The following is a 20,842-nucleotide window of genomic DNA, read 5'->3' as shown; positions in this document are numbered from 1 at the left end:
AATACGGTCCCTCCTCAGTCCTTGGCCACGGCGCGCAGCCGGTCCACCACATCGGCCCGCAGATCCGCGGGTTCCTGCACGACGACGTCCGGGCCGAACTCGACGAGCCAGGCGTCGAGACCGTGTCCGTACGGAATCTCCAACTCGTCCCAGCCGTCGCCGAGTTCCCGCACCGATATCGCCCGCGAGCGCAGCGGGTATCCGGAGCCGGACCGCAACCGGATCAGCGCGGTCCGGGTCGCCGTCTCCCCCGCCCAGCTCTCGACGGTCTCCCGGACGGTCACCACGTCGGGCACCTCGGCGGTGAAAACCCCGGCCCGCGAACGGACCCGGCCGGTGATCCTGGAGAGGCGGAACACCCGCTCGGCACGACGGTCCCGGTCCCAGCCGGCCAGATACCAGTGACCGCGCCAGCACTCGAGCGTCCAGGGCTCGACCTGGCGCTGCTCCGGGCGGGCGGCGTTGGCCTTGCGGTAGTCGAAGGTGACCGGACGGCGGTCCCGGCACGCCAGCATCAACGGCTCGAACGCTGCCTCATGGACCGGGATACGCGGTTCGAGGGCGCTGTGCACCTCGTACGCGTCCTCGGCCTCCGGCATCCCGGCGGCCCGAAGCTTCTGCAGCGCGCCACTGGCCGCGCCCGCGAGCCGGGCCTGCTGCCACACCTTTGCCGCCAGGCCGAGCGCCGCGGCCTCCTCGGCGTCCAGCGTGATCGGCGGCAGCCGGTTGCTGTCCCGGCGGGCCAGATAGCCGATGTCGCCGTCCAGGTTCTCCACGGTCTCGATGACCAGACCGAGCTCGCGCAGATCATCCTTGTCCCGCTCGAACATCCGGTTGAAGGCGTCGTCGGAGCCCGCTTCCAGATAGGCCTCGATGGACCCGCGCAGCTCGCGCTTGCTGAGCGGGCGCCGGGTCCCCAGCAGGCACAGCGCCAGGTTCATCAGCCGCTCGGCCTTGGCAATCGCCATCGGCGCCCTTTCTCTACGTGCTCTACGACCCTCGACCGTACCGCTCCGGAGTGTCCGGACAAAAGCGAGGAGGGTGCCGGAGATCTCGGCGCCGCGGAAGCGGCCAAGATCTTCAGCACCCTCCTGGAGTCCACGCTCCACGGAACGAGGGCCCGTGCGGTCCCGCACGGGCCCTCGTGATGTGTCCGCGGGACGGATCAGACGGCGATCAGATCACAGACGAAGATCAGCGTCTCGCCGGGGGCGATACGGCCGCCGGCGCCGCGGTCACCGTACGCAAGGTGCGCGGGGATGGTCAGCTGGCGACGGCCGCCGACCTTCATGCCCTGCACGCCCTGGTCCCAGCCGGAGATGACCTGACCGACACCGAGCTGGAACTGCAGCGGGGTGCCGCGGTTCCACGAGGCGTCGAACTCCTCGCCGGTGGAAAAGGCCACGCCCACGTAGTGGACCTTGACCATGTCGCCGGCCTTGGCGACCGCACCGTCGCCCTCCCAGATGTCCTTGATCTCCAGGTCGGCCGGCGGCTCGCCGCCCGGGAAGTCGATCTCGGGCTTCTCGATGCTCACTGAACTGCTCCTCCACATGAATAACTGGGCAACCGGGACAGTCTTACATCTTTGCCAGCAGGTCCACGGCGAAGACCAGCGTGGAGTTGGCGGGGATGGACTGCTGAGCCTTGCCGCCGAAGGCCTGGTCCGGCGGGATGACCAGCAGGACACGGCTGCCGATCTTCTTGCCGATCAGCCCGTTCTTCAGACCCTTGAGGGTCACCTGGGCCAGCGGGAAGGTCTGGGTCTTGCCCGTGGCGTACGTGCTGTCGAACGTCTTTCCGTCCTTCCACAGCAGGCCCACATAATTCACGACGACGCTGTCGGTCTCCTTGATGACCTCACCCTTGGACTCCAGGATGTAGTTGGAGACCAGCTTCGTCGGCGGGTCGGTCTTCTCCGGGATCTTGACCGTCGGAGCCTTGCCGTCGGTGTTGGTACCCACCTTCGGCAGGTCGGCGTTGTCCTGGGCGACCGCGGTGCCCTTGGCGGACGCCGGGATCGTCGTCGCCTTCAGGATGTCCACGACGAAGACGAGAGTGGCGTTCGGCTTGATGTCGCCCTGGCCCTGCGCGCCATAACCGAGGTCCGGCGGAATGACGAGCTGGACGCGGCTGCCGACCTTCTTCCCGAGAAGCCCCTGGTCCCAGCCCTTGATGACCATGCCGGCACCGAGGGTCAGATCGAACGGCTGCTTACGGTCGAAGCTGTTGTCGAACGGCTTCGTGGAGTCCCACGCCTGCCCCAGGTAGTTGACCTGGATCGCGTCGCCGTTCTTCAGCGCCGCGCCCTTTCCCTCACTGACGACACGCGTCTTCAGATCCTTGGGAGGATCGCCTTCTCCCTTGGACAGAGTGGGCTTCTCACCGAACTTCGCACCCGCGGTGATCGCGGGAAATGCGTTATTCGAGGCGGAGGCTGAAGCGGAGGCGGATCCCTTGCCGTTGCCGCCACACGCCGCTGTCAACAGCAGCAGGGGGACAACGAGAAGGCCGGCAAGTCGGCGCACTGGTTCCTCAGATCTCAGACGGCACAGTTGATTGGGTCCCCGACACTCTAGGGCGTGCACAGGGCCCCGCACGAGGAACGTACGGGGCCCGAGTCGCACAGCAGCCGAGGCGCGTCCTGCGCCTGGTCACATACCCGCGATCAGCTTCTCCACTCGATCGTCCACGGAACGGAACGGGTCCTTGCACAACACCGTGCGCTGCGCCTGGTCGTTGAGCTTGAGGTGGACCCAGTCGACGGTGAAGTCCCGCCGCTGCTCCTGGGCCCTTCGGATGAAGTCACCGCGCAGCCGCGCCCGGGTGGTCTGCGGGGGCACGGACTTGCCCTCGAAGATCTTCAGGTCGTTGCAGATGCGGGCGGCCTGCCCCTTCCGCTCCAGCAGGTAGTACAGCCCGCGGCGCCGGTGGATGTCGTGGTAGGCGAGGTCTATCTGGGCGACCCGCGGATGCGACATCGTCATGTTGTGCTTGGCCCGGTACCGCTCGATGAGCTTGTACTTCATCACCCAGTCGATCTCGGTCCCGACCCGGTCGAGGTCCTCGGTCTCGACCGCGTCGAGCGTACGGCCCCACAGCTCCAGGACCTGTTCGACGGTGCCGGTGCGGATGCCGCGGCGGTCGACGAAGTCCACGGCCTTCTCGTAGTACTCCCGCTGCACCTCGATGGCGGACGCCTCGCGGCCGCTGGCGAGGCGCACCTTGCGCTGCCCGGTGATGTCGTGACTGACCTCACGGATCGCCCGGATCGGGTTCTCCAGCGTCAGATCACGCATCACCGTGCCCGCTTCGATCATGCGGAGTACCAGGTCCGTCGCGCCGACCTTGAGCAGCATCGTCGTCTCGGACATGTTGGAGTCACCGACGATGACATGGAGGCGGCGGTACCGCTCCGCGTCCGCGTGCGGTTCGTCACGGGTGTTGATGATCGGACGAGAGCGCGTCGTCGCGGAACTGACGCCCTCCCAGATGTGCTCGGCACGCTGGCTGACGCAGTAGACCGCGCCGCGCGGGGTCTGCAGCACCTTGCCCGCACCACAGATCAGCTGCCTCGTGACGAGGAAGGGAATGAGGATGTCCGCGAGCCGGGAGAATTCTCCGTGCCGCGCCACGAGGTAGTTCTCGTGGCACCCGTAGGAGTTTCCCGCCGAATCGGTGTTGTTCTTGAAGAGGTAGACGTCGCCCGCGATTCCCTCCTCGTGCAGGCGGCGTTCGGCGTCGACAAGCAGGCCTTCGAGAATGCGCTCGCCGGCCTTGTCGTGGGTGACCAGCTCGGTCAGATTGTCGCATTCGGGGGTTGCATATTCCGGATGCGATCCCACGTCGAGGTAGAGGCGGGCGCCGTTCCGCAGAAAGACATTGCTGCTGCGGCCCCATGACACGACACGGCGGAAGAGGTAGCGCGCCACTTCGTCAGGAGACAGTCGGCGCTGTCCCCTGAACGTGCACGTGACGCCGTACTCGTTCTCCAGCCCGAAAATGCGGCGGTCCATGACTGAACATTACGCCTGATGGCCCGAGCTGAAACCGGGTTGGACAGCACCGTTTCGATCGTTTTCCGATCGCTGCGCGGAAACGTCCGTACGCCCGGGAACTGCGAGGACCCTTCCCGTCGCCAGCAGAACCATCAGTGCGGCCACTCCACCGGCCCCCGCGACGGCGAAGCTCCACGCCGTACCGCCCAGCTCGACGGCCGGGCCCGCCAGGGCCGTTCCCGCCGCCGCGCCCACCCCGAACGTCGTCACGAGCCAGGAGAATGCCTCCGTCACCGTGCCCCGCGGAGCATGCCGGTCCACCACGATGAACGAACACGCGATCGCCGGCGCCAGGAACACCCCGGCGAGCGCGGCCAGGGCGGTCATCGCCACCACATCCGGTGTCAGCATCAGCGGCAGATAGCCGAGGGCCAGCAGCGCGACGATGACCCGCAGCCGGCGCTCCGGCGCTCCGGCCCACTGACGTGCCCCGTACGCCGCCCCGCCGATCAGCGCGCCGAGACCGAGCGCGGCCATCAGCCAGCCGTAGACCGCCTCCCGGCCGTGGTCGTCGGCGTACGCGACGCCCGCCACCGTGATCGAGCCCAGCGCGACCCCGACGAAGAAGAAGGAACCGAGAAGCGCCAGCAGCCCCGGCGAGCGGAGCGCACCCAGCCAGTGCGCCTCGCGGGGCGCCGAGCGCCAGGTACGGGAGGGCTCCGACACCACCACGGAGAGCGCGCCCAGCACTCCTATCGTGTTGATGACGAGCAGCGCGGCGGCGGGCGACCAGAGCGAGACCAGCACCGTCACCAGCAGCGGGCCCACGGTGAACATGACCTCCTGGGCCACGGCGTCCATGGCGTACGCCCGGTGCACCCGGTCCTCCCTCCCCAGGACCGTCGGCCACAGCGCCCGCAGACCGCCCTCCAGCGGCGGCGTGAACACCCCTGCCACGATCACGGCCCCGTACGCCAGCGGAAGCGATCCGAGGCCCACCAGAGCCAGCAGGGACATGCCCAGCGCGGAGACGGCGGACGCGGGGAGCTGGACGCGCGGCTGGCCGTACAGGTCCACCGCCCGGCCCAGCAGGGGCTGCCCGACCGCCGTGGCGAGGCCGTACACCGCCGCGAGCGCCCCCGCGAGGGTGTAGCTGCCGCCCTCGGCCCGGGTGAACAGGACGATCGCGATGTGGGCGGTGCCGCTCGGCAGGCGTCCCACCAGCGTGCCGATCAGCAGCCGCGCGGCATGCCGCGCCCGGAGGATGTCCAGATATCCCGCGGCCATGTCCGCCCCTCTCCGCCGGGCGCCTTCCGGACACCTGAGGTTTTACGTATAACGTCGAGGCTCATACGTACCATGTGCTCTGTCCTCAGGTCCACCTCACCGCCCGCACCAGCACCGCACCCGCCCAGTCCGGAGGCCCCCGTGACCAGCGCATCCCAGCCCGCCCCGGCCCGGCCCACCAGCCGCGACGTCGCGCGGGCCGCAGGCGTCTCCCAGGCCACCGTCTCGCTCGTCCTCGGCGGCAAATGGCGCGGCAGGGTCTCCGAGGCGACCGCCGCGCGCGTCCGCGCCGCCACCCAGGACCTCGGCTACCGGCCCAATCTCGCCGCCCGCAGCCTCCGCCTCGGCCGCACCAGGACCGCGCTGCTGGTCGTCCCGGCGCTCACCAACGAATTCTTCGCGCGGGTCTACACCGGCGCCGCCGCCGTCGCCGCCGCACACGACTTCGGGGTCGTCCTCTACCCCTCCCCCGACGGCACCGGTCCGGCCAGGGACCCCTTCGCCTCCGCCCGCGCCGCCCTCGACGGGGTCATCGCCTCGTCCATGGCCGCCGACGCCCTCGACGCCCTGCGCGGCGCCGGCCTGCCTCTGGTCATGCTGGACAGCGACCCCGCGGACACCGGCGTCGCGGCCCGGGTCAACCTCGACATCGCCGACGGCATGCGGCAGGTGACGGACCATCTCCTCACCCTCGGCCACCGCCGCTTCCTGCACCTGGCGTCGGCCATCGACTCCTGGACCTTCGCCGTTCGCGCCGGGGCCGTCCGCGACACCCTGCGAGGCGTGCCCGGCACCTCCGTACGGACCGTCCCGGCAGCGCTCGACGTACGGGCCGGCCGGGAAGCCACGGAACACGCTCTGGCCGCCCCCGGCCCCCGGCCGACCGCGATCATCTGCGACGATGACATCCTCGCCGCGGGCGCCTGCAAGGCCGCCCGCCGGCTCGGCCTGCGGGTCCCCGACGACCTCTCCGTCACCGGCTTCGACGACCTGGCTCTGGCGACCGCCGTCGAACCCGAACTCACCACCGTTCAGCTCCCCGCCGAGCAGGTCGGCGAGCGCGGCATGACCGCCCTCCTGTCCGTGCTCGACGGCTGCCCGGCCGAATCAGGCAGCCTGCCGGTGCAGCTGGTCGTCCGCGGCTCCTCCGGGCCCCCACCGTCCCGTTCATGACGATGCCCCGGCCCACCGCGAACGGTGGACCGGGGCACGGGAACATCCGGCAGGGCTACTCCTCGGACGACTCCGGGGACGCCGGCGGCTCCGCGGACTCGGCAGCCCCCGCCGACTTCGTGACATCGGTGGGAGCCTCGCCGTCCTCCAGGTCCGACGGGGCATCCGTCGGCGTGGCCCCGCCGTCGGCCTCCAGCAGCCGCGCCAGCTGCCGCCCGACGATCCGCTTGAACTTCCGCTGCTGAGGCCGCGTCCGGTCCAGGACCGCCACCTCGAGCCGCTCCGCGGGAATCTCCCGCTCGCTCCCGTTGGGATCACGGGACAGTGCCTGCACAGCCAGCTTGAGCGCCTCCGCCAGCGTCATTCCGTCACGGTGACGCTGGTCCAGGAACGTGCTGATCTGTTCCGCATTGCCGCCCACCGCGACCGAACCGTGCTCGTCCACGATCGAGCCGTCGTGCGGCAGCCGGTAGATCTGATCGCCCTCGGGCTCGACGCCCACCTCGGCGACCACCAACTCCACCTCGTACGGCTTCTCCGCCGCACTGGAGAAAATGGTGCCCAGGGTCTGCGCATAGACGTTGGCCAGCCCACGGGCCGTCACATCATCGCGGTCGTAGGTATATCCGCGAAGATCGGCGTAACGGACGCCGCCGATACGCAGATTCTCGTACTCGTTGTACTTACCGGCGGCAGCGAAACCGATCCGGTCATAGATCTCGCTGAACTTGTGCAGCGCACGGGACGGATTCTCGCCGACGAACACAATGCCGTCGGCGTACTGCAGCACAACCAGGCTGCGACCACGAGCAATGCCCTTCCGGGCGTATTCCGCCCGGTCGGCCATGGCCTGCTGAGGTGAGACATAGAACGGCGTCGACACCGGCTATCCGTCCCTTTCTGTCAGTGACGAGTGCATCGAAGAAGCCCCGGGATCCGGATCAGAGCAGCGCGGCGCGCGGGCCGTCGGGCTGTTCCATCCGGCGCTCCAGGATCGACCGCGCGATGTCGGAGGAATCCGCGTCGGTGAGCCTCCGGAAGCCCTCGTCGGTGATGACGGTGACAATCGGATAGATCCGCCGGGCCACATCGGGGCCGCCGGTCGCCGAGTCGTCGTCCGCGGCGTCGTACAGCGCCTGCACGACCAGGGTGAGCGCCTCCTGCTCCGTCAGGTCCTCGCGGTAGAGCTTCTTCATCGACCCGCGGGCAAAGATCGACCCGGAGCCGGTGGACGCGTAGCCCTGCTCCTCGGAACGGCCACCGGTGACGTCGTACGTGAAGATCCGGCCCTTCTCGCGGTCGACGTCGAAGCCGGCGAAGAGCGGAACCACGGCGAGACCCTGCATGGCCATGGCCAGATTGCTGCGGATCATCGTGGAGAGCCGGTTCGCCTTGCCCTCCAGGGAGAGCTGGGCCCCCTCGACCTTCTCGAAGTGCTCCAGTTCCAGCTGGAAGAGCTTGACCATCTCCACGGCGAGCCCGGCCGTACCGGCGATGCCCACCGCCGAGTACTCGTCGGCCGGGAAGACCTTCTCGATGTCGCGCTGCGCGATCATGTTGCCCATGGTCGCCCGCCGGTCACCGGCGAGCACCACACCACCGGCGAACGTCGCGGCGACGATGGTCGTCCCGTGCGGCGCCTCGATCACCCCCTGCAGGGGCGGCAGCTGCCGTTTGCCCGGGAGCATCTCGGGAGAATGGTCGGACAGGAAGTCCATGAACGAAGAGGATCCCGGCGTCAGGAAGGCAGCTGGTAGACGCCCGGTGCTACGAGTGTTGGCTTCCACGCGTTTCCCTCCAGGTATGCGATGGCCCTGCGCAAGGTGTCAGGATCATCCCCCATCTTGCCGATGGCCGAATTGCAGTTGAAGCACAGTACGCCCCGGACCCTACCCGTCTCGTGACAGTGATCAACATGCACGGCGGGGGCAGCCAGACAGATCGTGCAGATGCCCATCTGCGACGAGATCATCTCATCGCGCTCGGCTTCGGTCATGCCGTACTGACGCTTCAGGTGGCCCGCACGCGCCTGAACGGCCCTGCACGCTTTGCAGCGCGTCGACAGGCCGTCGGAGGCGGATTCATTGCGGTGCCACCCGCTGCGGGGCTTCACCTCACCACAGGTCCTGCAATGCTTGTGCCCGTCCGGCACATCCACCTTGACGCGGACCGTCTTACCGTGTGCCTCCTGGCGGCGCTTGTAGTAGTCGGCAGCGCATTCGCGGCAAGTCGTCTGCAGCCCGTCGGCCCGAGACTTGTTTGCCGCGAATGCGCTGGCAGGGCGTTCCTGCTGGCATGTCGAGCACTTCTTACAGATGTCCAACTTGGACATCATTGCCCGCCTTTTTGCACAAATGACCGCACGAAGTCCTCGGCGTTCTCCTCCAAGACGTCGTCGATTTCGTCCAGAACCGAGTCGACATCGTCGCTCAGCTTCTCCTGCCGCTCCTTGAGGTCGTCGGCAGCCTGCGCGTCCTGCGCCTGCTCCTCGACCTCCTCGGTGGAGCGTGTCGCCTTCTGCTGTCCGCCGCCGGTGTCCTTGGTCGCCATGTAGCTCACCCCGCTCGGTTCGAAGCACTTGATCAGACCCTACCCACGAGGTCCGACATTGGCCCGGTAGTTCCCTACAACGCCCGGGGACCATCTCGATGATTCCCAGTCGGCGGCTGTTTCAGCCGCCCGAGAGCACTCGGACCAGCTCCTCCGCCGTGCGACAGCGGTCCAGGAGCTCCTTGACGTGGTTACGGGTCCCCCGGAGCGGTTCCAGGGTGGGGACCCGCTGCAGCGAGTCATGGCCCGGCAGATCGAAGATGACCGAGTCCCAGGAGGCCGCGGCGACGTCGTCCGCGTACTGCTCCAGGCAGCGACCGCGGAAGTACGCCCTGGTGTCCTCAGGGGGCTTCGTACGGGCCTCCTCGACTTCGCGCTCGTCCAGCAGGCGTTTCATCTTCCCGCGGGCCGCGAGACGGTTGTAGAGGCCCTTCTCGGGCCTCACATCGGCGTACTGGAGGTCCACCAGGTGCAGCCGGGCCGCGTCCCAGTCCAGGCCGTCGCGGCGGCGGTAGCCCTCCATGAGCTCCCGCTTGGCGATCCAGTCGAGCTCGCCCGACAGGCTCATCGGATCGTTCTCCAGGCGGTTGAGGGTGTCCTCCCAGCGGATCAGGATGTCCTTGGTCTGCTCGTCGGCGTCCGCCCCGTACCGCTCCTCGACGTATTTGCGGCCCAGCTCGAAGTACTCCATCTGGAGCTGTACCGCGGTGAGTGTCCGGCCACTACGGAGCGTGATCGGATGCTGCAGGGTCGGGTCGTGGGAGACCTGGTGCAGGGTGCGCACCGGCTGGTCGACGGCGAGATCGACGTTGATGAAGCCGTCCTCGATCATGGACAGGACGAGCGCCGTGGTGCCGAGCTTGAGATAGGTGGAGATCTCCGACAGATTCGCATCGCCGATGATCACATGGAGTCGGCGGTACTTCTCGGCGTCGGAGTGGGGTTCGTCGCGGGTGTTGATGATGGGGCGCTTGAGGGTCGTTTCGAGACCGACCTCGACTTCGAAGTAGTCCGCCCGTTGGCTGATCTGGAAGCCGTGCTCGTGGCCGTCCTGGCCGATTCCCACGCGGCCCGCGCCGGTGACGACCTGGCGGGAGACGAAGAACGGGGTCAGGTGGCGCACGATGTCGGAGAACGGGGTCTCCCGCTTCATCAGGTAGTTCTCGTGCGTGCCGTACGAGGCACCCTTGTTGTCGGTGTTGTTCTTGTAGAGGTGGATGGGCTGGGCGCCGGGGAGCTGGGCCGCGCGCTCGGCGGCCTCGGCCATGACGCGTTCGCCGGCCTTGTCCCAGAGGACGGCGTCCCGCGGGTTGGTGACCTCCGGCGAGCTGTACTCGGGGTGTGCATGGTCGACGTAGAGCCGGGCACCGTTGGTGAGGATGACATTGGCGAGGCCGATGTCCTCGTCGGTGAGCTGGCTGGAGTCGGCGGTTTCGCGGGCGAGGTCGAAGCCTCGCGCGTCGCGCAGCGGATTCTCCTCCTCGAAGTCCCAGCGGGCGCGTCGCGCCCGGTGCATCGCCGCCGCGTACGCGTTGACGATCTGGGACGAGGTGAGCATGGCATTGGCGTTGGGGTGCCCGGGCACGGAGATGCCGTACTCCGTCTCGATGCCCATTACTCGCCGTACGGTCATGCGGCCCTCCTTGCCCGGCGGCGTTCCCTTCCGGGATCGGCGCTCAAGTACCGCTGCTTGTCCGGTGCGTGTGCGGTGCCCGTCCCCGCACTGCGCGACTGGCGGTACGGAAGAGCCTAGAGCGCCTCTGCGCTGGTGGGGAGATCAATTACGTCATTGCTCCGGTGTCGTGGGAGCTGTCCGGAAAGCAACCGGCTGCGGATGCCCGGCCGGGCATCCGCAGCGGGTCTGCGTTCTACAGGTACTGCCCGGTGTTTGCCACCGTGTCGATGGAGCGACCGGTGTCTGCGCCCTGCTTTCCGGTGACAAGGGTACGGATGAAGACGATCCGCTCGCCCTTCTTGCCGGAGATCCTGGCCCAGTCGTCGGGGTTGGTGGTGTTGGGAAGGTCCTCGTTCTCCTTGAACTCGTCCACACACGCCTGGAGGAGATGGGAGACGCGAAGGCCCTTCTGGCCTTGGTCGAGGAAGGCCTTGATGGCCATCTTCTTGGCCCGGTCGACGATGTTCTGGATCATCGCGCCGGAATTGAAGTCCTTGAAGTACAGGACTTCCTTGTCGCCGTTGGCGTACGTGACTTCGAGGAAGCGGTTCTCCTCGGACTCGGTGTACATCCGCTCGACGACGGACTGGATCATGGCGTGAGCTGCGGCTTCCTTGGAACCCGCGTGCTCGGCGAGATCGTCGGCGTGCAGCGGCAGAGAAGGCGTGAGGTACTTCCCGAAGATGTCCTTCGCTGCCTCCGCGTCCGGACGCTCGATCTTGATCTTCACATCGAGACGGCCGGGCCGCAGGATCGCGGGGTCGATCATGTCCTCGCGGTTGGAGGCGCCGATCACGATGACGTTCTCCAGGCCCTCCACTCCGTCGATCTCGGCGAGCAGCTGGGGGACGATGGTGTTCTCCACGTCCGAGCTGACACCGGATCCGCGGGTGCGGAAGAGGGATTCCATCTCGTCGAAGAAGACGATGACGGGGGTACCCTCGCCGGCCTTTTCGCGGGCCCGCTGGAAGACGAGACGGATGTGCCGCTCGGTCTCACCGACATATTTGTTGAGGAGCTCCGGACCCTTGATGTTGAGGAAGTAGCTCTTTCCGGCTGGCTGGCCGGTGACTTCCGCGACCTTCTTGGCCAGGGAGTTGGCGACGGCCTTGGCGATGAGTGTCTTGCCGCAGCCGGGCGGACCGTAGAGCAGGATGCCCTTCGGCGGCCGCAGTTCGTGCTCCTTGAAGAGGTCGGGGTGGAGGTAGGGCAGCTCGACTGCGTCCCGGATCAGCTCGATCTGCTCGCCCAGGCCGCCGATCTTGCCGTAGTCGATGTCCGGAACCTCTTCGAGGACGAGCTCCTCGACCTCGCTCTTCGGGACCACTTCGTAGACGTAACCGGACCTGGGTTCGAGCAGGAGCGCATCGCCGGGCCGGATGTTGATGTCGAGGAGCGGTTCGGCGAGCCGTACCACTCGTTCCTCGTCGGTGTGCCCGATGACCAGGGCGCGCTCGCCGTCCTCGAGGATCTCCTTGAGGGTGACGATGTCCCCGGCCCGCTCGAATTCCATGGCCTCGACCACGTTGAGCGCTTCGTTGAGCATGACTTCCTGGCCGCGCCGGAGGTCGTCGATCTCGACACTGGGACTGACGTTCACCCGGAGCTTGCGGCCCCCGGTGAAGATGTCGCAGGTGCCGTCCTCGTTGCCCTGCAGGAAGACTCCGAAGCCGGCCGGCGGCTGTGCGAGCCGGTCGACTTCCTCCTTGAGGGCCACGATCTGGTCGCGGGCCTCGCGCAGGGTGTTGGCGAGCCGTTCGTTCTGTGCGGACACGCCTGCGAGGTTCGTCTGCAACTCGACGATCCGCTCTTCGAGAATCCTCGTATGGCGCGGAGAGTCGGCGAGCTTACGTCGCAGGACGGCGATTTCCTGCTCAAGATAGGCGACCTGGCCGGCTGGGTCTTCGGACCCCCGCCCGGGCCGGATGCCGCGGTTGATGTCGTCGTCGTGGGCTGCCACGGTCCTCACCTCCTCCAAGGGGAGCTGGACGCTTCCTGACCCTACCTGGGTGGGTGATGATTGAAACCCCTAGATCACAAAGACTGCGGGGTGTGTCCGATCTTCACCCTTGCGCTCTCCCTCACGCCAGGGGAATACCCACCGTTCAACATCGGAAAGCGGCCGGTTGTATCGTCGAACCGGTCAACACCCGTCAGGGCTGGCTATTTTTGGTTCGGATACGCAGGGAACGGCAGGAAAAATGACCGTGCAGCAGGACGCTCCCACCGGAAGCGACACGCAGGACCTGGAGGTCTGGATCGACCAGGACCTCTGCACGGGAGACGGGATCTGCGTCCAGTACGCGCCCGAGGTCTTCGAGCTGGACATCGACGGTCTGGCGTACGTGAAGAGCGGCGACGACGAGCTGCTGCAGGACAAGGGGGCGACGACGCCCGTTCCGCTTCCGCTGCTTCAGGACGTGGTCGATTCGGCCAAGGAGTGCCCGGGCGACTGCATTCATGTACGTCGTGTTTCGGACAGGGTCGAGGTCTACGGCCCCGACGCAGCCTGATCCGCCGGCTCCGGCCCGCCGGGTACGGGGAGTGACCGGTCAGGCGCTGTTCGCTTCGCTCTCCGCGGCGCGGACGAAGGCGCCGTTGCGCCACTGCCAGGTCACCTTTTCCTGCTGGTCGGGACAGCAGCGCGGGATCTCGGGCGAGGAGTAGCCGAGGAGTGTGGCGGAGATGATTCCGTCACGCACGGTGAAGTCGCCGATGCTCATCTTCTGGGCGGGGTCCACCAGGGTCGCAACGACCCGGGGTGCGGCCCCGCTTCCCTGTGTGAGGACATAGACGCCGCTCGGCGGGGTGCCGGATCCGGCCGCGCAGTGGACCACGGCGACGGTTTCCGGCCGGTCGTCGCCGTCGAGGTCACCGGGAACCTGCTTGGCGACGGTGCTTCCCACCGTCCCGCAGTCCAGCGGGAAGGTCGCCCGGGCCGGATCGGGGGCGGCCGCGGGCGCGGTGCCGTGCTGCGTGGCGGTGCGGTTCGGGGGCGAGGCCGAGGCGGTGGTGGCATCGGGCTGGAGCATGCCCGCTGCCGCGACGACGGCGGCCATGGCGGTCGCGGTCACGAGCCACTGCATCGGCCTGGTGTCGGTGTGCGCGAGGTCCGGGAGCTCGGAGGTCTGCACGCGGGATGTCTCCTGTGGTTCCTGTGGTGCGGCGATGCCGGGAAGGCGGGCGTCAGCCGTGGCGTGGGGGTGGCCAGCATCGTGCCACACCTCACAGGGTGGTGGAACGGTGGGGTCGGTACGGAATCGGATTCCGTGCGCAGCCCCGTGCCGGCAGCCTCCGCACGGGCAACGAATGGGCGCCGCCGCGGAGTTCCCGGGTCGGTCCGGGAACTCCGCGGCGGCGCCGGTGCGTTGTGCGGGGTCAGCCGCGGGAGGAGGAGCCGCTCTGGCTGCCGGGACCGTCGTAGTCCTCACCGTACGCGCCCTTGGCGGGCCGGCGGCGGCGCAGCGGGGCCTCCACACCGTCGGCCAGGCGGCGCGCGGTGACGAGGAAGCCGGTGTGGCCGATCATGCGGTGGTCCGGGCGGACCGCGAGACCCTCGACGTGCCAGTTGCGGATCATCGATTCCCAGGGCTGTGGTTCGGCGAAGCAGCCGATCTCACGGATGGACTCGACGGTCCGGGCGAGCTGGGTGGTGGTCGCGACGTAGGCGCAGAGGATGCCGCCGGGGACGAGCGCCTTGGAGACGGCCTCCAGGCATTCCCAGGGGGCGAGCATGTCGAGGATGACCCGGTCGACATCGGTGTCGGAGAGGTTGTCCTGGAGGTCGCCGACGGTGAGCTGCCACGCGGGGTGCGGCTCGCCGAAGTAGCGCTCGACGTTTTGCTGGGCGATCTCCGCGAAGTCCTCGCGGCGCTCGTACGAGTGCAGCATGCCCTGGTCGCCGATGGCGCGGAGCAGGAAGGTGGAGAGCGAGCCGGAGCCGACGCCGGCTTCCACGACGCGGGCGCCGGGGAAGATGTCGGCGAACGCCAGGATCTGCCCCGCGTCCTTGGGGTAGACCACGGCGGCGCCGCGGGGCATGGACAGGACGTAGTCGGGGAGCAGGGGGCGCAGCGCGAGGTAGGCGACGTTTCCCGTGGTTCGGACCACACTGCCCTCGGGAGCACCGATCAGCTCGTCGTGCGGGAAAGAACCCTTGTGGGTGTGGAAGTTCTTTCCGGCTTCGAGCGTGAAGGTGTAGTGGCGTCCCTTGGGGTCGGTGAGCTGGACCTGGTCCCCGACCTTGAAGGGCCCGCGTCGGCGGGCGGCACCGGTCGGTTCAGACATGTGACCAGCGTACCGGTGTTTCCAGGGGCTCCGACCGCGCAGGAGAGCCCGGCCAGCCCGGCCGGACAGTCAGTCCTCACGACCTCCCCCACGATGGGGAGTGGGGGAGGCCGTCAGGCGGCGGGGCGGGCCATGGCGGCGACGAAGGCGCGTTCGACGTCGGCGGTGGAGAGGACTCCGTAGATCTCGCCGGTCTCTTCGAGAACCAGGTATTCGGTGGCGGGGTTGGCCTTCAGGGTGTCGAGGAGTTCTTCGCCGGTGAGTTCGGCGGAGACCATCATTCCGGCGGTCAGATCCTGGGCGAGGGCGCTGACGGCGACCCAGGGGCGGCGGTGTTCGGGGATGGAGACGATGGCGGCCTCGCGGACGACGGCCTTCGGGTCGCCGTGTCCGTCGACGACGACGAGGGCGCGGGCACCTGCCTCGTTGGCGCGGCGGAGCGCTTCGGAGAGGGGGGTGGCGGCTTCCACGGGGACGGCGCGGCGGGTGAGGGTTCGGGCGCGCAGGTCGGGGAGGTGTTCGCGCAGGCGGGCCATGCGGAGGCTGTTGCCCGCTCCGGTCCAGATGATGGCGGCGAGGATCGCGGCGAGCAGGGCGTTGGTGACGGTGTCCATGCCGCTGACGTCGTCGGGGTTGTTCCCGAGCCCGCCGATGCGGGTGAGGACCGGGAGCCCGATGAGGACGGCGACGGCGAGAGCGCGCCCGACCCAGGCGGCGGCGACGGTGCCGCTCATGGCGCGGCCGGTGATCTTCCAGACGACGGCACGGAGCATCCGGCCGCCGTCGAGCGGGAGGCCGGGCAGCAGGTTGAAGGCGGCGACGATGAGGTTGGAGATCATCAGTCCGGCGAGCAGGACGCCGGGGACGGTGCCGGGTTCGACGAACTTCATGGCGACATAGAAGACGCCGGCGAGTACCAGGGAGAGCAGGGGACCGACGAAGGCGAGTACGAATTCGCGGCCGGGAGTCTCGGACTCCCTCTCGATCTCGGAGACGCCGCCGAAGAACTGCAGCTGGATGCGGCGCACGGGGAGCTTGTAGCGGAGCGCGGCGACCGTGTGCGCGAGTTCGTGGACGAGCACGGAGGCGTAGAAGGCGATCGCGAAGAAGAGGGAGACCAGATAGCGGACCGCGCCGAGTTCCGGCAGGACGCGCTCGAGCTGGCCGCCGAAGACCCAGGTGATGAGCGCCGCGACAAGGAACCAGCTGGGCGCGACGTATACCGGCACGCCGAAGGGGCGGCCCATCAGGATCCCGCCGCCCGGCTCCCGGGGACGTTGCGGTTTGCCGTTCTCGGGCGCGGCGGGGTCCGTTCCGCCGGCGCCGGGCTGCGGCTGCCCGCTGTCGCCGCTCTCGTCCACGGGGTCCCTTCGGTCGGTGCCTTTCGGCACGATCATGCAGTGTGCGAGGGTCTGTCGTCGATGGTATGCCGCCTATGGCTTCCCGCCCTATCGCGGGGAGGCCGCGAGTGTCAGTGGCGGGTCGTAGGGTCTTCGTCATGACTTCCGTGCCCCGGCCGCCGCAGCCGCCTTCGTCCCTGTCGCCGTCGCGGGCGAGCGATTTCATGCAGTGTCCGCTGCTGTACCGGTTCCGGGTGATCGACAGGCTGCCGGAGAAACCCAGTGAGGCGGCTACCCGGGGCACGCTGGTGCACGCGGTGCTGGAGCGGCTCTTCGACGCACCGGCGGCGGAGCGTACGGCCGGCCGGGCGACGGCGATGGTTCCCGGCCAGTGGGACCGGCTGCTGGAGTCGAAGCCGGAGCTGTCGGAGCTGTTCGCGGAGGATGCGGAGGGCGTGCGGCTGGCGCGCTGGCTGTCGGAGGCGGAGAGCCTGGTGGAGCGGTGGTTCTCGCTGGAGGATCCGACGCGCCTGGAGCCGGCCGAGCGGGAGATGTTCGTCGAGACGGAGCTGGAGTCGGGGCTGCGGCTGCGCGGGGTGATCGACCGGATCGATGTGGCACCGACGGGTGAGGTCCGGATCGTCGACTACAAGACGGGGAAGGCGCCGCGGCCGGAGTATGCGGAGGGCGCGTTGTTCCAGATGAAGTTCTACGCCCTGGTGATCTGGCGGCTGAAGGGTGTGGTGCCGCGCCGGCTGCAACTGGTCTATCTGGGCAGCGGCGACGTCATGACGTACGACCCGGTCGTGGCGGATCTGGAGCGGGTGGAGCGGAAGCTGCTCGCGCTGTGGGACGCGATCCGGCTGGCCACGGAGACGGGCGAGTGGCGGCCGCGGCCGACGAAGCTGTGCGGCTGGTGCGACCACCAGGCGGTCTGTCCGGAATTCGGCGGGACTCCCCCGGTCTATCCGCTGCCGGTCCGCCCGGCCGTTCCGGTCCAGGGTGTGCAGGGCAGAATGGACCCGGTCCAGGCCGAGGCCGCCCGGCCGGCGGCCGTTGAAGGAGCTTGAGGAGATCTGGTGGCAATCCGCGTCCTACTGGTCGACGACCAGCCGCTGCTGCGCACGGGCTTCCGGATGATTCTTGAGGCGGAGGGGGATCTGGCGGTCGTGGGCGAGGCCGGTGACGGTCTCCAGGCTCTCGATCAGGTGCGGGCACTGCAGCCCGATGTGGTGCTGATGGACATCCGCATGCCGCGGATGGACGGGGTCGAGGCGACGCGTCAGATCACCGGGCCGGGACGGGACGGCCCGGCGAAGGTGCTGGTACTGACCACGTTCGATCTCGACGAGTACGTGGTGGAGGCGTTGCGCGCCGGCGCCAGTGGCTTCCTGCTGAAGGACGCTCCGGCCAATGAGCTGGTGCAGGCGATCCGGGTGGTCGCGGCAGGCGAGGCGATGCTGGCCCCGAGCATCACGCGCAGGCTGCTGGACAAGTACGCGGATCATCTGCCGTCGGGCGAGGATCCCGTGCCGGACACCCTGCACACGCTGACGGATCGTGAGGTGGAGGTGCTGAAGCTGGTGGCGCGCGGTCTGTCGAATGCGGAGATCGCCGCCGATCTGTTCGTCAGCGAGACGACGGTCAAGACGCATGTGGGCCACGTGCTGACGAAGCTGGGGCTGCGCGACCGGGTGCAGGCCGCGGTGTACGCGTACGAGAGCGGACTGGTGCGCCCCGGCGCCCAGTGACCCGGCACGGTTCGGCCGGGACCGGGCACCGGAGCGGCGCCGTGGTTCAGGCGGCGCTGCGGCCGAGCTCCCAGAACTGGAGGTCGGCGGAGGAGTTGACGGACCACTCGACGCCGGTGAGGCCGTCGCGGGAGGCAATGTACTGCTTCCCCTGCCAGACCGGGAGCACAGGAACGTCGGTGGCGACGAGGTCCTGGAGCTTCTGGAAGGTCTTGGAGGCGGCGGCGCGGTCGGCGGCACGGCGGGACTGCGGGATCAGTGTGTTCTGGGCCAGCGCGGACTTGTAGGGCGAGTTGAGGAAGTTGTCCTTGTCGAGGAACGGCGCCGTGTAGTTGTCCGGGTCCGGGAAGTCAGGGAGCCAGCCCAGGCCGTAGACGGCGTAGTCGCCGCGCTTCTGTGCCGCTCGGTACTTCGCCCAGGGGGTGCCCCGGGTGGTGACGTCGAACAGCCCGGTGTCGTTCAGCTGCTTCTTCAGCGTCTTGAACTCGTCGGCGGTGGCCGGACCGTAGTAGTCGGTCGTGTAGTGCAGGGTGAACTTCACCGGGGTCTTGATGCCGGCGGCCCGCAGAAGGGCGGCGGCCTTGCCGGTGCTGGGCTCGCCGTACTTGTTGTAGAACGAGCTGGTGTGCCCGGTGATGCTGGACGGGATCAGCGAGTAGAGCGGCTCGGCGGTGGTGCCGTAGACCTGGCCGGCGATCTGGCCGCGGTCGATGACCTGGGCGATGGCCTGGCGGACGGCCTTGTTCTGCACCGCGGGGTCGGTGGTGTCGAAGCCCAGGTAGCTGATGGCGAGGCCGGGCATCTCGGTGAGTTTGATGCCGTCCTTCGGCTTCTCCAGCATCTGCTTGACCTGGCCGGGCGACATGGCGCGGGTCATCATGTCGATCTTCTTGTCGTCGAGTGCCTTGCCCATCGCCGTGGCGTCGGGGAAGAGGTCGAGTTCGACCTTGTCGTTGAGGACCTTCAGATCGCCCTTGTACTTCGGGTTCCTGGTGAAGACGACCTTGTCGACCCGGTTGTTCCTGACTTCCGGCTTCATCGTGTAGGGGCCGGAGCCATCGACCTGGAAGCCTTCACGCGGGGACTTCGCCGGGTACTTGCTCTTCGGCACGATGCCGGCGGCCGGGGTGGCGAGCTTGTAGGGGAAGGTCGCGTCCGGCGCCTTCAGGTGGAAGATGACTTCGTTCTCGTCGCGGGTCTCGATCGTGTCGATGTTGGCGAGCAGGCCGACGGGTCCGTTGTCGGAGTCGATGCCGATGACCCGGTTGATGGAGTACTTGACGTCCTCGGCGGTGACGGGCTTGCCGCTCGCGAAGGTAAGACCGCTGCGCAGCCTGCAGCGGTAGCTCTCGTTCTGCCGGTCGGTGAACGTACAGCTCTCGGCGGCCTCGGGGACGGGCTCGCCGCCGCCGCGCGGGACGTGGGTCAGCGTCTGCACGGTCTGCCGCAGGACGTTCCAGACGCCTGCTTCGTAGCCGATGGCGGGGTCGAGCGGCGCGGGGTTGTCCTCGGTGGCGACGAACTGGTCCGTGGTGCCGACAACGATGGCGGCGTTGCCATCGCTCCCGCCGTCCGTCGCGCCGCAGGCGGCGAGTACGGGGGCGAGCAGGCCGACGACGGCCGGCAGCACCAGAGTCTTGCGGTTCATCTTGGACGTTCTCCCTCATCCGGCCATGGAGAAAACGACATTAGTAGGCGCCGCGGGTAATCCCTGACCGGCGGCGCCCCATGCGTAATCGAATGGTGAAGGAATTGTCGCCGAGCTGATTTCCCGGGCGGGGAAGGTTCCGTGCAGGACCCCACGAATCAGGACAGTGGGGCGGATCAAAACGGACAGCTCGGGCGATCTCGAGAGAGACCATAAGTCTTCGAGGTGACAGAGCTCACCCCTGAGTCATTCTCCGCCTTGGCATGCACCCAATTTTTCCCTACGCATGCGTGACGAAACGCATACACGGCCACGCCGAGAGCTTTTCTATTCATTCACAGAAATACTCTCGGTACGGGGATCAATGCGTTCCCGTGACCAGGCCGCGGAGAAATGCGAGATCGACTTCTTCGAGGGAGCCCACCACGACCCGGCCCGACGCGGGTGTGATCGGCGCGACGGACGGTACGGCGACGACCCAGCAGCCGGCGGCCTCTGCCGCGGCGACACCGGTCGCGGTGTCCTCGATGACCGCACAGCGCTCGGGGGCCGCCCCGAAGCCGGAGGCGGCGGTGAGGTAGGGCTCCGGGTGCGGCTTCGTCCGGGCGACCTCGTCACCTGCGACGGTGAGCGAGAAGTGGTGGTGGCCGACCGAGTCCAGCACCCGGTCGATGATGCGCCGGTGCGAGGCGGAGACCAGGGCGGTCGGGACCTCGTGCGCCACCAGTTCGGCGAGCAGCCGTGCGGCGCCCGGCATCAGTGGCACACCGCGGTCGATGCGCTCCTCGAAGCGGTCGTTGAGCAGCACGGTGAGCTCCGGGAGGGTGATGTCCGCACCGGTGACGTCGATGAGATACCCGGCGCTGCGGGTCATCGGCCCGCCGACGACCACGTCCTTCCACGCCTCGTCCAGCCGGTATCCGAGGTCGGCGAAGACCGCCACCTCGGCCTCCCACCAGAAACCCTCGGTATCGACCAGGGTGCCGTCCATGTCCAGGAAGACTGCCTGCAGGGCGGCGCCTTCAGCCGTACGGATCAAGGACGCGGGGACCGTACTGGTCATGCGGCACACCTTCCATGAGGGACGAGAAGGCCGGCCGCCATTTCCAGGGAAAGGGCGGCCGGCCTGCACT

20 protein-coding genes are annotated in these 20,842 nt (G+C 68.2%); 4 read left to right on the top strand and 16 right to left on the bottom strand.

The window, feature by feature from the left end:
- Positions 1–14 precede the first annotated feature (14 nt).
- From AB0915_RS08165 to AB0915_RS08145, 5 genes are all read right to left on the bottom strand, one after another.
- On the bottom strand, positions 15–968 hold the full coding sequence (locus AB0915_RS08165; protein WP_366690289.1) for a WYL domain-containing protein: 954 nt from the start codon (positions 966–968) through the stop codon (positions 15–17).
- 197 nt (positions 969–1,165) lie between these two features.
- The gene (locus tag AB0915_RS08160; RefSeq protein ID WP_345513039.1) at positions 1,166–1,537 is read right to left on the bottom strand and encodes an FKBP-type peptidyl-prolyl cis-trans isomerase; all 372 of its coding nucleotides are present in this window, start codon (positions 1,535–1,537) and stop codon (positions 1,166–1,168) included.
- Positions 1,538–1,580: 43 nt separating this feature from the next.
- Complete coding sequence (locus AB0915_RS08155; protein ID WP_366690288.1) at positions 1,581–2,528, bottom strand: FKBP-type peptidyl-prolyl cis-trans isomerase; 948 nt, start codon at positions 2,526–2,528, stop codon at positions 1,581–1,583.
- Positions 2,529–2,654: 126 nt separating this feature from the next.
- Positions 2,655–4,016 (bottom strand): Pup--protein ligase, encoded by a 1,362-nt coding sequence (gene pafA, locus AB0915_RS08150; RefSeq protein WP_366690287.1) that lies wholly within the window; start codon positions 4,014–4,016, stop codon positions 2,655–2,657.
- Between the two features lie 9 nt (positions 4,017–4,025).
- Positions 4,026–5,285, bottom strand: coding sequence for an MFS transporter (locus tag AB0915_RS08145; protein WP_366690286.1), 1,260 nt, complete (start codon positions 5,283–5,285; stop codon positions 4,026–4,028).
- A 141-nt stretch (positions 5,286–5,426) separates the two neighbouring features.
- Between AB0915_RS08145 and AB0915_RS08140 the strand changes: the two genes are divergently transcribed.
- Positions 5,427–6,458 carry a LacI family DNA-binding transcriptional regulator gene (locus AB0915_RS08140; RefSeq protein ID WP_366690285.1) on the top strand — a complete coding sequence of 344 codons (1,032 nt, stop codon included), beginning with the start codon at positions 5,427–5,429 and terminating at the stop codon, positions 6,456–6,458.
- A 55-nt stretch (positions 6,459–6,513) separates the two neighbouring features.
- Here the strand turns inward: AB0915_RS08140 and prcA are convergent, their stop codons facing one another.
- The 6 genes from prcA to arc form a co-directional block, all read right to left on the bottom strand.
- Positions 6,514–7,341, bottom strand: coding sequence for a proteasome subunit alpha (prcA, locus tag AB0915_RS08135; RefSeq protein WP_366690284.1), 828 nt, complete (start codon positions 7,339–7,341; stop codon positions 6,514–6,516).
- 58 nt (positions 7,342–7,399) lie between these two features.
- Positions 7,400–8,245, bottom strand: a complete 846-nt coding sequence (gene prcB, locus AB0915_RS08130; RefSeq protein ID WP_366690283.1) for a proteasome subunit beta — start codon at positions 8,243–8,245, stop codon at positions 7,400–7,402.
- Positions 8,197–8,790, bottom strand: a complete 594-nt coding sequence (locus AB0915_RS08125) for an endonuclease VII domain-containing protein (RefSeq protein WP_366690282.1) — start codon at positions 8,788–8,790, stop codon at positions 8,197–8,199. The genes prcB and AB0915_RS08125 overlap by 49 nt, the downstream gene beginning before the upstream one ends.
- Entirely contained in the window at positions 8,790–9,008 is a 219-nt protein-coding gene (locus tag AB0915_RS08120; RefSeq protein WP_037701567.1) for a ubiquitin-like protein Pup, read from the bottom strand. Before AB0915_RS08120 ends, AB0915_RS08125 begins: the two co-directional genes overlap by 1 nt.
- Positions 9,009–9,129: 121 nt before the next feature.
- Entirely contained in the window at positions 9,130–10,641 is a 1,512-nt protein-coding gene (gene dop, locus AB0915_RS08115) for a depupylase/deamidase Dop (protein WP_366690281.1), read from the bottom strand.
- A gap of 235 nt (positions 10,642–10,876) precedes the next feature.
- Entirely contained in the window at positions 10,877–12,643 is a 1,767-nt protein-coding gene (gene arc, locus AB0915_RS08110; RefSeq protein WP_366690280.1) for a proteasome ATPase, read from the bottom strand.
- 241 nt (positions 12,644–12,884) lie between these two features.
- Here arc and AB0915_RS08105 point away from each other — a divergent pair, with 241 nt between their 5' ends.
- A complete protein-coding gene (locus AB0915_RS08105; RefSeq protein WP_327247296.1) occupies positions 12,885–13,196 on the top strand; it encodes a ferredoxin in 312 nt (103 codons plus the stop codon).
- Between the two features lie 39 nt (positions 13,197–13,235).
- On the opposite strand, the gene AB0915_RS08100 is transcribed toward AB0915_RS08105, so the two are convergent.
- From AB0915_RS08100 to AB0915_RS08090, 3 genes are all read right to left on the bottom strand, one after another.
- Entirely contained in the window at positions 13,236–13,817 is a 582-nt protein-coding gene (locus tag AB0915_RS08100) for a hypothetical protein (protein WP_366690279.1), read from the bottom strand.
- A 244-nt stretch (positions 13,818–14,061) separates the two neighbouring features.
- The gene (locus tag AB0915_RS08095; RefSeq protein ID WP_037700492.1) at positions 14,062–14,970 is read right to left on the bottom strand and encodes a tRNA (adenine-N1)-methyltransferase; all 909 of its coding nucleotides are present in this window, start codon (positions 14,968–14,970) and stop codon (positions 14,062–14,064) included.
- Positions 14,971–15,083: 113 nt separating this feature from the next.
- Positions 15,084–16,331: a site-2 protease family protein gene (locus AB0915_RS08090; protein WP_366690323.1), complete on the bottom strand. Its 1,248-nt coding sequence runs from the start codon at positions 16,329–16,331 to the stop codon at positions 15,084–15,086.
- Between the two features lie 203 nt (positions 16,332–16,534).
- Between AB0915_RS08090 and AB0915_RS08085 the strand changes: the two genes are divergently transcribed.
- On the top strand, positions 16,535–17,380 hold the full coding sequence (locus AB0915_RS08085) for a PD-(D/E)XK nuclease family protein (protein WP_366690322.1): 846 nt from the start codon (positions 16,535–16,537) through the stop codon (positions 17,378–17,380).
- A 9-nt stretch (positions 17,381–17,389) separates the two neighbouring features.
- Positions 17,390–18,061, top strand: a complete 672-nt coding sequence (locus AB0915_RS08080) for a response regulator transcription factor (RefSeq protein ID WP_148833656.1) — start codon at positions 17,390–17,392, stop codon at positions 18,059–18,061.
- A 46-nt stretch (positions 18,062–18,107) separates the two neighbouring features.
- On the opposite strand, the gene AB0915_RS08075 is transcribed toward AB0915_RS08080, so the two are convergent.
- Together AB0915_RS08075 and AB0915_RS08070 are read right to left on the bottom strand one after the other, a co-directional pair.
- Complete coding sequence (locus AB0915_RS08075; protein ID WP_366690278.1) at positions 18,108–19,709, bottom strand: ABC transporter substrate-binding protein; 1,602 nt, start codon at positions 19,707–19,709, stop codon at positions 18,108–18,110.
- Positions 19,710–20,070: 361 nt separating this feature from the next.
- Positions 20,071–20,772: an HAD family phosphatase gene (locus AB0915_RS08070; protein ID WP_366690277.1), complete on the bottom strand. Its 702-nt coding sequence runs from the start codon at positions 20,770–20,772 to the stop codon at positions 20,071–20,073.
- Positions 20,773–20,842: the final 70 nt, after the last annotated feature.

It is taken from the genome of Streptomyces sp. NPDC048411 (genome assembly GCF_040704695.1).
Lineage (GTDB): Bacteria > Actinomycetota > Actinomycetes > Streptomycetales > Streptomycetaceae > Streptomyces.
Note: the sequence above shows the minus strand (reverse complement) of the source record. Positions and strands in the feature narration are given on the sequence as shown.

What these genes read in the sequence shown, in the direction of transcription:
- pafA (WP_366690287.1), bottom strand. Translation starts at nt 4,016, where the DNA reads ATGGACCGCCGCATTTTCGGGCTGGAGAACGAGTACGGCGTCACGTGC.
- AB0915_RS08095 (WP_037700492.1), bottom strand. Translation starts at nt 14,970, where the DNA reads ATGTCTGAACCGACCGGTGCCGCCCGCCGACGCGGGCCCTTCAAGGTC.
- AB0915_RS08085 (WP_366690322.1), top strand. Translation starts at nt 16,535, where the DNA reads ATGCAGTGTCCGCTGCTGTACCGGTTCCGGGTGATCGACAGGCTGCCG.
- AB0915_RS08105 (WP_327247296.1), top strand. Translation starts at nt 12,885, where the DNA reads ATGACCGTGCAGCAGGACGCTCCCACCGGAAGCGACACGCAGGACCTG.
- AB0915_RS08075 (WP_366690278.1), bottom strand. Translation starts at nt 19,709, where the DNA reads ATGAACCGCAAGACTCTGGTGCTGCCGGCCGTCGTCGGCCTGCTCGCC.
- AB0915_RS08070 (WP_366690277.1), bottom strand. Translation starts at nt 20,772, where the DNA reads ATGACCAGTACGGTCCCCGCGTCCTTGATCCGTACGGCTGAAGGCGCC.
- dop (WP_366690281.1), bottom strand. Translation starts at nt 10,641, where the DNA reads ATGACCGTACGGCGAGTAATGGGCATCGAGACGGAGTACGGCATCTCC.
- AB0915_RS08125 (WP_366690282.1), bottom strand. Translation starts at nt 8,790, where the DNA reads ATGTCCAAGTTGGACATCTGTAAGAAGTGCTCGACATGCCAGCAGGAA.
- AB0915_RS08145 (WP_366690286.1), bottom strand. Translation starts at nt 5,285, where the DNA reads ATGGCCGCGGGATATCTGGACATCCTCCGGGCGCGGCATGCCGCGCGG.
- AB0915_RS08165 (WP_366690289.1), bottom strand. Translation starts at nt 968, where the DNA reads ATGGCGATTGCCAAGGCCGAGCGGCTGATGAACCTGGCGCTGTGCCTG.
- AB0915_RS08120 (WP_037701567.1), bottom strand. Translation starts at nt 9,008, where the DNA reads ATGGCGACCAAGGACACCGGCGGCGGACAGCAGAAGGCGACACGCTCC.